Source organism: Methanoregula sp., assembly GCF_028679125.1.
Classification (GTDB): domain Archaea; phylum Halobacteriota; class Methanomicrobia; order Methanomicrobiales; family Methanospirillaceae; genus Methanoregula.
In genome coordinates, this window is sequence record NZ_JAJRCG010000003.1 from 1 (window position 1) to 13,237 (window position 13,237).

Here is a 13,237-nt window from a genome sequence, read left to right on the forward strand (position 1 = left end):
GCTCGGAGCTCATTCTTTATTCGGCGGGCAATTTGCCGGTGTTTGACCATATTCGGCGCCCGCTGCCTATTTAGATCTTACTGTTTTCCTCAGCCCGAGCTAAACATTAGTGAAGTACTGAGGCTGCGGCGGGGTCTGCCCATTCCCCGATAAATAATTGTACCCTCGAGGAAATCGTAAGACTGGATCAGAGTGTCCGGGTATTTGTTTATTCTGGTCACGTGGGCGGAACTTGTTAAAAAACTAAAAATGTTTGGTTTTGACGGTCCGTTCCATGGCGGAAAACACCCCTGCATGATCCAAAATGATCTCGTTCTTACTATACCAAATCCCCATCGAGCTATGATAAGAGTGGATCTCCAGATAAGAATTCTCCGCCAGGCTGGCATCTCATGGGAAGAGTAGGTTCGTAGTGAGTGAGTCAGTGCCTCGATTTTGGGTGATGGGTTTCTCAGTTTCAGGGTTCCCGATTTGCAGTGACGGCAGATTTATTGCCGTCTCTAATACCCCGGGCTGACAATGCACACCGCACCTGCGCAATGGATCCACAACTGATTTCATTAAACCCTCCCGTCCTGCCAGGTCTAAAAGATTCCCGGAATCTGGGTGTTTCCGCAGATAGCAGGACGTTATAATCAAGGAAGGATATCAGAAGATCCTTGCAGGTCCAGCAGATTAAAAAATTCATTCCGATCGTTCGTACAAAGAAAATTCCGGAAACGGGGTGGTAAAGGAGATACACCCCAATTTCCAGAGAAAACAATAGATTCATCTGCGATCAACGGGAAATTCGTCATGAGAATATGCAATCAAAAATGCTGATTCCGGTTCTTCTCGTGCTTCTTCTGCTGATCCCGGCAGTCCAGGCTGAGGATGCACTCGAATGGACTACCCGGGGACTGGCCGCTCTTGAGGCCGAGAACTATCCGACTGCGCTTACCTATTTCAATAATGCTATTGAGCTTGACTCGAATTATGCATCTGCCCTCTCCGGCAAGGCAGTTGCCCTTAATGCCATGGGGAATTCAACCCAGGCACTTGACGCGGCCAACAAGGCCCTGGCAATCCGCTCGCAGGATGCAAAAGCGCTCAATGCAAAAGCACTGGCGCTCTTCCGGCTCAAGCGATACAATGAATCGGTAACTGCCTATGACAAATTGTTCGTTGTCCAGACCTATACGCCGGATGCTTACTGCAACCAGGGATATGCCTACGAGATGCTCAACAAGCCCGATAATGCGATCGTCTCGTACACGAAATGCACAACGATTGATCCCCAGAATGCGCTGACCTGGAACAGCCTGGGTCTCATCTACCTGGACAAGGAAAATTATCAACAGGCGCTCACTATGTTCGATCAGGCTACCGGCATCACGATCAAGAATGCTTCGGTCTGGAACAACAAGGGAAAGGCCTATATCGGGCTTGGAAAACCCTCCGATGCGCTCCAGTGCTTCAACAAAGCACTCGGTATCGATCCGAACTTTGCCGATGCAAAGACGAACAAGGAGAGCATGAGTGGTCAGTTACAGTCATACAATATCAGTATAACACCAACCGTGACTGTAACGATCAACCGGCTTGGGACATATTATACAACTGCAACACCGGTCGCCACCGTGACCGTTACCTCAACTCCTGAAGAGACCGTTCCGCTCTCGCATACTACGACACTACCGGTCGCAACAAAAACAACCTATGCCCCGCTCTCGCCACTCACTGCGATTGGCGCGCTCGTTGCCCTTACTGCCCTGGCAGCGGTTGTACGAAAAAGCCGGAAACAATAATCACTCTTTTTTACCGGCTCGTCATTGGATATGGTCGATTCCCCGTGAGGGGAACGTCCGGGTTTTCCGGGCAAGGGTTAAAAAATAGCGGATATTGCAGGTTATGATTAGGACACCTGACGCTTGTTCCCGGCATAGTGCTGCATGATCCCGCTGTAGATCGCCGTTGCCTTCTCCAGCGAATCAACAGAGGTCCGCTCGTTTACGGCATGCAGGCAGGACATCTCTCCCGGGCCGTACTCGATCACGGAGAAGCCCTGCATTCGTAAATGCCGGGCATCGCTTGCTGCCCACTGGACGATCGGGGCTACCGTGCCGCCATAGACCCGCTCCACTTCCCGGCAGGTGATGCTGACCAGCGGTGAGGCAGGATCCGTGATGGACGGGGTGAAGGATTCATGCGTTGTCATGGTTGCATGAGGGGCATGGGCTGCAATGCCCGCCAGGAGATCGGAAATGGAGCATCCCCACGGGATCCGCATCTCGAGTTCGAGATCGCAGTGCTGGGCAACGACATTGGACTTCTCTCCCCCGGAAATCACGCCGGGATTGAAGGTCATCCTCTTCAGGATATTGCCCGCCCCGCTCATCCCGAACTCCTTTTCGAGCACCCCCGAAGAAGAATCGATGATCTCGCGGAGGGTTTCGTCCACGGGATACTCCGTGTTGTGGAGCTCGTTCATGTACGAAAGGAAGGGCATTGTCTCCATGATGGCGCTCACCCCCACCGCAGGGTACAGCGAACCATGGGCCGGGACGCCTTCAAATGCAAGGCTCACCCGGCAGAGCCCTTTCTGTCCGATGTTGGGATGGCGGACGGGCGTGGGTTCGGCAATAATACAGTCACACGGGGGGAGTGCATTATGGGAGAGGAGATAACGGATTCCGTTAATTCCCCCGGTCTCCTCATCGCAGACAAATGCAAGCGTTGCGGGAATCCCGCAGTCCCGGTCGGCACGATCCTGGCATGCGGCAAGGATTGCTGCGCACCCGCCTTTCATGTCCGTTGCGCCTCTCCCCCAGACATATCCGTCTTCGATCGCGCCGGAAAACGGCGGCCTGCTCCAGCCATCAGCAAGCGCAGGCACAACATCCACATGGCCGCAGAACATCAGCGGGGCGTTCTTCTGCAGGGCCACAAGGTTATCCATTCCCTGTCCGTTTCCTGAGATCGATGATCTGATACCGATACCGTCAAGGAAATCCCGGATATATGCGATAACGTCTTCTGTCCTGTTGGGGGGATTCTCGCTCTTGATCTTTACCAGATCGGAACAGATGCGGCTGACATGCATGGTGTGAACCTGGTTGTATTAGTGCTCTTTGCAGTAGGAGGCAAAGAGCGTGCCAAGTGAGGCCTCCTCGTACAGGCTTTTCAAGAATTCCGGTTCAAAGAACTCGTCAATGATCGCGGAGAAGAAGTTCGCGGGGACCGGGCTCTTGCTGTCCGGGTCAACGACAATCCGGAAACTCCGGTAACTGGCCGGGTCTTCCGTATCGTAAATCATCTGCCAGAGAGAAGGCAGTGCATTGAACTTCTCCTGCTTGTTCTCCCGGAGCCAGTTGATGAAGGCAGGGAATTTTGCACGGTCGCCTTTCTTCTCCTCATCGATCCTCCAGCGCATGTACTCGGCGCCGATAATATTCTTGGGCGACCCGAAATTATAGGAATAGATTCCGACCGTATAGTCGATATGGGCGAGGGAATCGATGAGATAGAAGTAGAGAACTTTGTTAAACCCTCCCGTGTCCTGGAGCATCAGCGACTTCCCGTACAGGTAGTCAAGGACGGTGAGGTATTCATTATCATCCTGCATATCCACTGGTTCGTTCAGGCACGGTAAATATATTCGCGTCTGGGACAGTAATGGGAGAATTACGAGATTATGGAAAAAACAGTGAATAGTGTATGACCGATCACCGGTAATAGGGCACGCGTTCGGCAACCGCTTTCCGGAACAGGTCTTCGAGTTCTGTTCCCTGCTTTCCCCGGATATCGATATGGTTGTCGGTCCGCATGAGGCAGGGCTTGAGTTTGCCGTCCGAGGTTACCCGGAGCCGGTTGCAGAATGCGCAGAACTCCGTGTTGTGGACCGGGCGGACCACTTCCACTTCCGCCCCGTCAAGACAGTATTTTTTCCGGTGGTGCATTCTCCTTGTCAGGATCTGTTTTGATTTTGACGCCAGGATCCCCTCAAGCCGGGTGAGATCATTGTGGTGCTCGCAGCTGTTGAAGTCCATCAGCTCGATCAACTGGAGAATAAGATTCCGGTTGCCCCGGATATATGCGAGGAAATCATCGATCTCGTGATCATTGATCCCTTCAAGAACAACCATATTGATCTTGATGGGGGTGAGTCCGGCTTCAAGCGCGGCATCGATCCCTTCAAAGACATCGCCCAGCTGGTCAATACCGGCAATCTTCTTGTACGTCTCATGGTTCAGGCTGTCGAGACTGACGTTTACCCGTCTCATGCCGGCGTCCTTGAGATCCTGTGCAATACTCCCAAGGAGTGTCCCGTTCGTTGTCAGCGAGGACTCCATACCGTGGGGAACCGACCGGACGATGTCCAGGAGATCCCTGCGAAGCAGTGGCTCTCCGCCGGTGAATTTGACGCTCCGGATTCCAAAGCCTGCAGAGACCCTGAGGATCTCGGCAATCTCCGGTGCAGAGAGCGGGTCATGGGGTGCTTTCTCACCTTCGCGGTGGCAGTAGATGCAGGAGAGGTTACACTCCTTGGTAATGCTGATGCGGATATTGGTAACCGGCCGGTCGAATGCGTCTTTGAGAACCATGGGAATTGATCATCCTTTGAAATTCTTTGCAACAACGTAGAGTTCCGTGCTGCCTTTACGGGTGGATTTCGTAAGGCAGGTCTTGACAGAGTAAAAGTGTTCCCTGGTTGCGGCATAGAGTTCGGGGAAATCGGTTCCCTGGAATGATTTTACCGCAAAATTGCCGCCCTGTTTTAAGACTTTGCAGGCAAAGGCGAGCGCCTGTTCGTTCAGCTCGATGACCCGGGCCTGGTCGTAGCTTTTGTGCCCGGACAACTTGGGGGCTGCATCGCAGAGGACGACATTGACAACCGGCATCATGGACCGGACCTGCTGCAGAACTTCAGGATCATTGAGATCGCCTTCAATTGTCTCTATTCCATCGAGATGGGCAATCTGGTTGAGGTCGATCCCGACAACCCGTGCATCGGTGAGTGTCCGCTCAACCTGAAGCCAGCTGCCGGGTGCTGCCCCGAGATCAACAATGTTGTCATCGCGCCGGATGATCTCAAATTTTTTCTGGATCTCCATGAGTTTGAAGGCGGCCCGGGATCGGTATCCCTCAAGCTTTGCCCGCATGTACGTCTTGTCATATCCCCATTGTGAACCCATGGTGTAGATTGTTCCCCCTCAAAACCAGTAATCCTGAGTAAAACCCAAAACACTATTATTAACGTATGCCGATATAGTAGATTAGAGTTTGTTAAGGGGTACCCGATGTTAAAAGCAACTATTGATGCAGACATGTTCAGGGAAACGATCGAAGCTATCTCGGCTCTCATCCCTGAGTGCCGCCTGCATACGGACGAGAGCGGATTCTCCACGCGGGCTGTTGACACGGCAAACGTGGCAATGATCTCCCTCACGCTCAGGAAGGAAGCGTTCGATTCGTATAAGGCAACGGACAGCCAGCTGGGCATTGACCTCATGAAAATGAAGAATATTTTCGGCATGGCCACCAAAGGCGACCTGATCAGCATTGAGATGGCCGATAATGCCCAGAAGATGTCGGTCTCGGTCCATGGCTACCACTACTCGATCACCCTCCTTGACACGAACACGATCCGGAAGGATCCCAATCCCCCCACCATCAGCCTCCCGGGAAAGATCGTGATCAAGGGAGAGGATCTCAACAACGCAATGAAGGCTGCAGCGGTAATCTCTGACAAGATTGCTCTTGGGATCAACCCCAAGGACCAGACGTTCTACCTGGTTGCCGAAGGCGACACCGATCATATCCGCCGCGAGTTCACCAAGGACGAGCTCGTCTCGCTCACCCCGGCAGAAGCCCGCTCGCTCTTCTCGCTTGACTACCTGAAGGATATGGGCAAGGTCATGAGCAAGGCAGCCGAAGTCGAGATCTTCCTTGGCATCGATCACCCGGTCCGGTTCGCATTCGATATCGCGGGTGGCAACGGGCACGTCGAGTACCTCCTCGCACCCCGTATCGAGGCTGATTGATGGATTATTCTCCGTCGATTAAGGAACTTTCCCATTTTCCCTTTTTAAAAAAAGCCCAGGATCATGCCCGGGGCCGTTTTAGTTCACTTGATTCCCTGCTTTCTGATGCGCGGGGCCAGGCCCTTGTTGACCGCGCCCTTGACCGGCTGCAGGATGCAATAACGCCGAAGAAGACATTTACTCCGGACGTGACCGGGACTCCTGAAGAAGAGATCGCTGCGTATGCCATGGCCCGGATAATTGTCTCGTGCGTCAACGATCGCCAGCTCATTGACCGGCTGACCCGGTACGAGGCGGAACGGGCATATTATTTCCTTGTCCGCGAAGAAGACTGGAATTCAAATTACCAGCAGGAAGATGGTGAATATTCCCGGCTCTGCGTTGCGCTGGCTGCCGAACTCGGCATCCGGATCACGCAGGACCGGATGCCGCTGGTCGATTATGTTGAACTCGTGGCACCCCTGCACGAGGACCGGTTCCACCTGGTGAACCGCAGGATTGAAAAAGGATTTGTCGCGATCCGGAAGGATGAGCGGTATGAACTGGTGCGGGAGCGTGTCCGGCTTCTCCTCCGGCGCGATCTCCCGCACAAAGTACCTGCCGCGCTCTGCGAACAACTCTCGCCCCGGGTTGCCGCGCTGAAGAAGGCATACCAGGAACAGATGCTCCAGCAGTTCGGCTCAATCGAAGAGAGTGCGTTCCCGCCCTGCATGCAGGCATTGATCACGGCACTCACGGCCGGCACCAACCTGACCCATGCAGGCCGGTTCTCCCTGACCTCATTCCTTCATACGATCGGTATGGATCTGAACGGGATTGCCGCGCTCTATGCCCGGTCGCCGGATTTCAATCCTGACATGACGATGTACCAGGTTGAGCATATCACCGGGAGGGGCGGATCCGGCACCGAATACACGGCACCTGCCTGTGCTGCCATGCGGACAACCGGGCTGTGCGTGCACCGGGATCTGCTCTGTGAAAAGGTCAGCCACCCGCTCAGTTACTATAAGGTGAAAAAGCGGGATGCATCAAAGAAGGGCCCAAAAAAAGCGGAAAATAACCCTGATGGGACTCCCCCGGCATCGCCCGCGTGATGTTATTATACGATTTTATCGTTCACGAGATATCCTGCACCGGACAGGAAGATCGTAAAGCCGATAATTGCCGCAATATAGGCAATCGCTGCCGGCAATGCCATCGGGAGAACCGCAAGGAGTACGATAAGGATGATGAAGGCGATGAGGCCGATGACCACATCAAGGAGTCGCGCGTCCATTCATACTCTTTTCGACACCGGAGAATATAGGCTTATCCAACATTCAGGTCTTCGGTGGTATAAAAACGCGTATATCCTGACAAGGTAAATCCACCGGTATGGATCGGGCTGCGGCAATCTCTGTCATAACAACGTACATCCATGACGAACATCTTGTCCGGCACTGCCTTGCCACCGGTGCCATCATGAAGCATGCAGCCCGGCATCTTCACGAGAATGAGGCACGCTGGGAGCGGATCGGGATCCTGCATGATATCGATTTCGAGCAGATCGGCGGGGACATGCAGCGGCATGGCGTCACCGGTGCAGAAATCCTTCTCCGGCACGGTACCAGCGCGGACGAGACGGAGATCATCCGGCGGCATAACCACCTGCTCCACAAGGGAACGTATACAGAACCGGTTGAGGTGGTGCTCCAGGCTGCCGACAGTCTCTCGGGGCTCATCATCGCCTGCGGGCTGGTGAAAGGCGGGAACCTTTCCGATGTTTCCGTAAAGACAATAACAAAGAAAGCAAAAGAGAAATCATTTGCTGCCGGCTGCGACCGGGACCGGATTGCGCTGGTTGATCCGGTTATCGGCAGCCCGGAATTTTATGGCATCGGGCTTGCGGGGCTCATGGAGATCCGGGAGGAACTGGGGCTGAAATAACCGGAGATTACGCAGGTTTCACTTCTTTTTTCAAAATGCAAAGACTGAATCCAACCAGAATCCCATGGAATCTTTCAACAGAGCGGTTAATAATCCCCCGCCCTCAAAGAATACTCTCATGGATCCGGTCTCTGAACGCGGTGCGGTCCTTGCGCACGTAAAAGACGCGGTTACTCTGCTGGAACAGTCAATGAACGCGAACCTTGTTCCTCCGGAGGGAGCGCAGATCGGTTATGCAATCCGGGGTGCCCGGGACGCCGGCGGAATTGCAGCGGTTGAAGGAAGAATCTCCGTTCGTGGCGGAAACGTACAGGCTTCCGGCCCCTGTTCATTCGGGGCTGATGAGGAGATCTCCCGTATCCTTCTCACGGTGATGAAATTCGATCCCCGCAGGAGAAGTGCCGCACTGCTCCGTTTCTCCGACCGCGCTCTGAAAGTGCTCGACGAAAATCTCTTCCTTGAATGCGTGCCGTATGATGGTGGCGTGGCCCCGCAGGGCATCAGCTCGATGGACTGGGGGATCGCGTCCTGCTGCAAAAAGGGGGTCCCCGACGTGATATACCCCCGCGGAAGCGGAATTACGGATGCTTGGCTCCTCCTCTTAGGCGAAAAGCCGGCCGACGTTGCAAACAATATTATTATCTGCTCAAACCGCATTTAAAATATAGAATCCTTGAGGAATCGTCCATGGGAATCAAGCCGTCATATATCAAGACAATCGGAACAGAACTCCTGACCAAGCAGCGCGACAACTTCTCGCCCAGCTTTGATGAGAACAAGGTGCAGCTCGGCAGCTCAGCAGTTATCGGCAGCAAACGCGTCCGGAATCGTATCGCCGGATACATTACAAGAAAAATAAATACCAAAAGACACTCATAAACCTCTTTATGTTTGAAGGTGTCCTTCCAGCAATCATTACCCCTTTTAAAAGAAACCCTGCTATGGGCCTGGACTTACCGGGTCTTGAACGCAACATCGGGTTCCTTCTTTCCCGCGGTATTCACGGGATTGTGCCCTGCGGTTCGACTGGCGAGTCTGCGACTCTCACGTTCGAAGAACACGAGAAAGTCATTGAGGTCACAGTCGATAAGATTAATGGCAGGATCCCTGTCCTTGCAGGTACGGGATCCAACAACACTGCCGAGGCAGTGCGCCTGACTAAGGCGGCGAAGGACATCGGTGCGGACGGCGTGCTCGCCATCAGTCCGTACTACAACAAGCCGAACCGGTCCGGTCTTATCAAGCACTACACGAAACTGGCGGATCTCGATATTCCGGTGATCATGTACAATGTCCCCGGTCGTACCGGCCAGAACCTTGAGCCCGATCTTATCGCGGAACTTGCCCAGCACCCCAATATTGTCGGTGTCAAGGAGGCAAGCGGCAATATCGGCCAGATCTCCCGCATCATTGAGGAGACCCAGGACGAGGATTTCATGGTCATCTCCGGTGACGATGGCATCACCCTCCCCATCCTTGCACTGGGAGGGGCCGGTGTCATCTCCGTGGCGGCAAATGTTGATCCGGCTCGTATGGTAGCAATGTACGACGCGGTAAAAGCCGGGGATTACCAGAAAGCGCTGGTGCTCCACTACGCTATGTCGCCTCTCTTCCGCTCCATGTTCATCGACACCAACCCGATCCCGGTCAAAAAAGCGGTGGAACTCATCGGCTTTGCCGGTGGGCCGGTCCGTCTCCCGCTCGATGAACTTGATGCAAAGAAAACCGAGCAGCTGAAAAAAGTCCTTGCAACGATTCCCTCAAAAGGACTTCTCAAAGCAAAACCCGCTGCAAAGCCTGCAAAAAAACCGGCAGCGGTAAAAAAGGTTGTAAAGAAGGCAGCGTCCCCCAAGAAGACCGCCATCCGCAGCTCCCGCAGGTGACCCGATCATGATCAAAGTAGTTATCTGTGGAGCCTCCGGCAGAATGGGACAGACCCTCGGGAGGATGGTGCACGACGCTCCCGACATGGAACTTGTCGGCGGGATCAATCTCAAGCCCAGCTCTTTTTTTGGAGCAGAGATCGTTGAGGCGAAAGATGCCGATGCCCTGTTAAAGAAGACAAAGGCAGACGTTGTTATCGATTTCACGGTTGCCAGTGCGGTTGTCGGGAACGTTCAGACCGCCGCGAGGAATAACTGTGCCCTCATTGTCGGCACCACCGGTATCTCTCCGGAACAGAGAGGAGAGATGGAGAAGGCGATCAACGGTCATGTCCCGGCGGTCATATCCACCAACTTCTCGATCGGTGTGAGCATCTTCCAGCAGCTTGTACGGGAATCGGCACGGCTCCTGAAAGACTATGATATCGAAGTGATCGAAGCCCACCACCGGAACAAGAAGGATGCGCCAAGCGGCACGGCAAAGACCATCATCCAGATTATCGAAGAGGAGGCCGGTGCCCGTGAGAAGCAGTACGGGCGCGAGGGTATGACTGAGCGGAAGAACGAGATCGGCGTCCATGTAATCCGGGGTGGCGATATCGTGGGAGACCACAAGGTAATGTACTCGAAGAATTTCGAGACGATCGAACTCTCTCACCGTGCATACGACCGCTCGGTCTTTGCAAGCGGCGCCATTGTTGCAGCCCGCTGGGTTGCCGGGAAAAAGCCCGGCATCTATGGCATGAACGATGTGCTCGGGCTGAAGAAGAACTGATCCCGTCGCAGCCGTCGTTCCCGGAGTCTTTTTACACACCCTTGGGAACAGATCATAATAGAAACCCTTTTTTTGTCTTCACTGAAACATATAGAACGGAGTGAACGACTTGGTAGCAATCGTTGACAGTGATAAGTGTACCGGATGCGAAACCTGCGTAAGCGAATGTCCCGCATCAGCCATTGCAATGGAGAATGACAAGGCAAAGGTTGACAAGGATATGTGTGTGGACTGCCAGACCTGTGTTGATGTCTGCCCGTCCGAAGCAATACAGATGGAATAAACCGGTATTTCCCGGTTCTGTTTTTTTGAAAAATTTCTGTACGGATATCAGTCCCGATAATTATTCACAGACGTTTGCCAGGATGCTTGCAGGATCAGGTAATCCGGCATCACCTCTGCTCATCGCATCTCCATCACGATGCATCGTATCGCTTAAAAACAATTATAAAAAAACAATGTTTTTATCATCCAAAGTGAAATGGGATTTTACAACCCGCCATCATTCTGAAACGGGGAAATAAGAACATACAGGACTGTCACCATGATCAATGTTGGAGTGCTCGGTGCTACGGGTGCGGTTGGTCAGCGATTTGTTGAACTTCTAGCGGATCATCCCTGGTTCAAACTTACAACGCTTGCCGCTTCCGATCGCAGTGCGGGAAAGCCCTATGGAAGTATTGTCAAATGGCGTCTTGATACGCCATTTCCGGAGGATATCGGCAAGATCAAGGTTGTTCCGACATCGCCAAAAGCGATGAAGAATGTCGACCTTGTCTTCTCCGCCCTCCCGGCCGAGATCGCGACCGCGACTGAAACTGAATTTGCCAAAGCCGGTATCGGGGTCTGCAGCAACGCCAGCTCCCACCGCATGGAGCCGACTGTACCCCTGGTTGTCCCTGAAGTCAACCCGGAACACCTCGGGCTTATCGATGTGCAGCGGGATACCGGCTGTGAAGGATTCATTGTCACCAACCCGAACTGCTCCACTATCATGATGGTGACTGCCCTTGCCCCGCTCCGGAAGTTCAAATTCACCGATATCAGGGTGGCGACCATGCAGGCAATCTCCGGTGCCGGATTTGAAGGGGTTGCTGCAATGGCCATCTATGACAATGTGATCCCGTATATCGGCAAGGAAGAAGAGAAGATGGAATCGGAGACGCTCAAGATCATGGGCACGCTGAAAGGTAAAAAAGTGCAGAACGCACCCTTCAGGGTCAGTGCCAGCTGCCACCGCGTACCGGTTATTGACGGGCATACCATGGCGGTCTGGGCGGATATCAAGGAACCGCTCGAGACGATCCGGAAGGCATACCGCGATTACAAACCCCCGATCAAGGGTCTTCCGACCCAGCCGGCCGAATCGGTCCACTTCTTTGAAGATGACCAGCCGGACCGGCCCCAGCCTCGGCTCGATCGCATGCGGGGAAGGGGTATGACGGTCTCGGTCGGTCGTCTCCGCGAGGGAGTCCGGTTCGTTGCCATGGGTCACAACACGATCCGGGGCGCTGCCGGCGCCAGTGTACTGAATGCCGAATTGATCGTCAAAAAGAAGTATCTCTGATAACGCTAAGAGTGTGTCCTATGCAGCAACCCAGAGAGAACACCGTTTTCGTAGGAAACAAGCCCGTCATGAACTACGTGCTTGCTGTAGTAACCCAGTTCAACAATGGTGCACCGGAAGTAGCAATCAAGGCCCGGGGAAAGGCGATCTCCCGTGCCGTGGACACAGCGGAGATTGCCCTCAACCGCTTCCTTGATGGTGTAACAAAGAAAGATATCGTTATCTCCACGGAAATTATCGATACCGATACCGGCAAGACAAATGTCTCTTCAATTGAGATCGTCCTTGCCAGCAATAAATAATTTTTTCACCCGGGCTGCATGGCATGATTTATGGGGATTTGTCGTCGGCCGGCTCATGTTCACCCAAAACGATTTAAGGGGACTTCACGAAGTTATTATGCTATGCGAGCCCGCGCTGTCGCCGTGATGTTGCTGTTATTTGTAATTCTCGTGGCTCCTGTTTTAGCAGCAGACGATGAACGATACGGGTACCTCACCATATCCGATGTGAATGTCCAGCTCGATAACGGTACTGCCCTGATCCAGGTGAATTACAGCGTTGACGAAGGAACACGTTTTATCTTCTTCCTTTTTGGGAAACAGGATCTCAAGAGCAAGTTGCTGAAGATCCTCAATTATGATGATGCAAAGATGAAGCAGATTGACCTGTCCAGTGCAGAATTCACCGTTGAAGAAGCGGCTGTTTCCTATGGGGACGGAATTTACTGGTATCCTGCCCACCACTTCAATGTAGTCATCCCCAACCTTACCGTCAAATCTCCGCAGGTGACCCGGAATTTCCGGATGGTCAAGGAGTTCCCCGCCGGTATCGGGTATTTTGCTATGAACGGGTCATCGTCCGTTCCTGCAATCCCTCAGGCAACACCGACCCATCAATAATTCTGGCCGTTCTTTTTTAACCGGTGCTCCAATGGGTTTTATTTAGATTATTGGCAGCTCTTTTTCCGGATGATGTAGTGGATTTAAAGACGAGATGCAATTATCTGTGTTCCTGATCGTTACCCCGGATTATTCTGGGGGAAAATCCCCGGAGGATTCCC

General features: G+C 53.2%; 17 protein-coding genes. 12 read left to right on the forward strand and 5 right to left on the reverse strand.

Annotation, left to right across the window (positions count from 1 at the left end; translation table 11 throughout):
* Positions 1–815: 815 nt before the first annotated feature.
* Complete coding sequence (locus tag LUQ43_RS02955; RefSeq protein ID WP_299963648.1) at positions 816–1,787, forward strand: tetratricopeptide repeat protein; 972 nt, start codon at positions 816–818, stop codon at positions 1,785–1,787.
* A 107-nt stretch (positions 1,788–1,894) separates the two neighbouring features.
* Here LUQ43_RS02955 and LUQ43_RS02960 read toward each other — a convergent pair whose 3' ends face one another.
* The 4 genes from LUQ43_RS02960 to LUQ43_RS02975 form a co-directional block, all read right to left on the reverse strand.
* Entirely contained in the window at positions 1,895–3,082 is a 1,188-nt protein-coding gene (locus tag LUQ43_RS02960) for a M20/M25/M40 family metallo-hydrolase (RefSeq protein WP_299963649.1), read from the reverse strand.
* An 18-nt stretch (positions 3,083–3,100) separates the two neighbouring features.
* Positions 3,101–3,604 (reverse strand): hypothetical protein, encoded by a 504-nt coding sequence (locus LUQ43_RS02965; RefSeq protein ID WP_299963650.1) that lies wholly within the window; start codon positions 3,602–3,604, stop codon positions 3,101–3,103.
* Between the two features lie 100 nt (positions 3,605–3,704).
* Entirely contained in the window at positions 3,705–4,583 is an 879-nt protein-coding gene (gene moaA, locus LUQ43_RS02970) for a GTP 3',8-cyclase MoaA (RefSeq protein WP_299963651.1), read from the reverse strand.
* Positions 4,584–4,592: 9 nt separating this feature from the next.
* Positions 4,593–5,174 carry an RlmE family RNA methyltransferase gene (locus tag LUQ43_RS02975; RefSeq protein ID WP_299963652.1) on the reverse strand — a complete coding sequence of 194 codons (582 nt, stop codon included), beginning with the start codon at positions 5,172–5,174 and terminating at the stop codon, positions 4,593–4,595.
* Positions 5,175–5,279: 105 nt separating this feature from the next.
* Here LUQ43_RS02975 and LUQ43_RS02980 point away from each other — a divergent pair, with 105 nt between their 5' ends.
* The gene (locus tag LUQ43_RS02980; RefSeq protein WP_299963653.1) at positions 5,280–6,023 is read left to right on the forward strand and encodes a DNA polymerase sliding clamp; all 744 of its coding nucleotides are present in this window, start codon (positions 5,280–5,282) and stop codon (positions 6,021–6,023) included.
* Positions 6,023–7,117 carry a DNA primase regulatory subunit PriL gene (gene priL / locus LUQ43_RS02985; RefSeq protein WP_299963654.1) on the forward strand — a complete coding sequence of 365 codons (1,095 nt, stop codon included), beginning with the start codon at positions 6,023–6,025 and terminating at the stop codon, positions 7,115–7,117. The genes LUQ43_RS02980 and priL overlap by 1 nt, the downstream gene beginning before the upstream one ends.
* 5 nt (positions 7,118–7,122) lie before the next feature.
* Here priL and LUQ43_RS02990 read toward each other — a convergent pair whose 3' ends face one another.
* A complete protein-coding gene (locus LUQ43_RS02990) occupies positions 7,123–7,299 on the reverse strand; it encodes a hypothetical protein (protein ID WP_299963655.1) in 177 nt (58 codons plus the stop codon).
* A 98-nt stretch (positions 7,300–7,397) separates the two neighbouring features.
* Between LUQ43_RS02990 and LUQ43_RS02995 the strand changes: the two genes are divergently transcribed.
* The 9 genes from LUQ43_RS02995 to LUQ43_RS03035 all read left to right on the forward strand — a co-directional run bounded on the left by LUQ43_RS02995 (position 7,398) and on the right by LUQ43_RS03035 (position 13,076).
* Positions 7,398–7,949: an HDIG domain-containing metalloprotein gene (locus LUQ43_RS02995; protein ID WP_299963656.1), complete on the forward strand. Its 552-nt coding sequence runs from the start codon at positions 7,398–7,400 to the stop codon at positions 7,947–7,949.
* Between the two features lie 118 nt (positions 7,950–8,067).
* Complete coding sequence (locus LUQ43_RS03000) at positions 8,068–8,610, forward strand: thiamine-phosphate synthase family protein (protein WP_299963657.1); 543 nt, start codon at positions 8,068–8,070, stop codon at positions 8,608–8,610.
* Between the two features lie 26 nt (positions 8,611–8,636).
* A complete protein-coding gene (locus LUQ43_RS03005; protein WP_299963658.1) occupies positions 8,637–8,828 on the forward strand; it encodes a 30S ribosomal protein S17e in 192 nt (63 codons plus the stop codon).
* An 8-nt stretch (positions 8,829–8,836) separates the two neighbouring features.
* On the forward strand, positions 8,837–9,832 hold the full coding sequence (dapA, locus tag LUQ43_RS03010) for a 4-hydroxy-tetrahydrodipicolinate synthase (protein ID WP_299963659.1): 996 nt from the start codon (positions 8,837–8,839) through the stop codon (positions 9,830–9,832).
* 7 nt (positions 9,833–9,839) lie between these two features.
* Complete coding sequence (gene dapB, locus LUQ43_RS03015) at positions 9,840–10,607, forward strand: 4-hydroxy-tetrahydrodipicolinate reductase (RefSeq protein ID WP_299963660.1); 768 nt, start codon at positions 9,840–9,842, stop codon at positions 10,605–10,607.
* Between the two features lie 109 nt (positions 10,608–10,716).
* Entirely contained in the window at positions 10,717–10,890 is a 174-nt protein-coding gene (locus tag LUQ43_RS03020) for a 4Fe-4S binding protein (RefSeq protein ID WP_299964041.1), read from the forward strand.
* A gap of 261 nt (positions 10,891–11,151) precedes the next feature.
* Positions 11,152–12,174 carry an aspartate-semialdehyde dehydrogenase gene (gene asd / locus LUQ43_RS03025; protein WP_299963661.1) on the forward strand — a complete coding sequence of 341 codons (1,023 nt, stop codon included), beginning with the start codon at positions 11,152–11,154 and terminating at the stop codon, positions 12,172–12,174.
* Between the two features lie 20 nt (positions 12,175–12,194).
* Positions 12,195–12,476, forward strand: coding sequence for a DNA-binding protein Alba (gene albA, locus LUQ43_RS03030; RefSeq protein ID WP_299963662.1), 282 nt, complete (start codon positions 12,195–12,197; stop codon positions 12,474–12,476).
* 126 nt (positions 12,477–12,602) lie between these two features.
* On the forward strand, positions 12,603–13,076 hold the full coding sequence (locus tag LUQ43_RS03035; protein WP_299963663.1) for a hypothetical protein: 474 nt from the start codon (positions 12,603–12,605) through the stop codon (positions 13,074–13,076).
* Positions 13,077–13,237 lie beyond the last annotated feature (161 nt).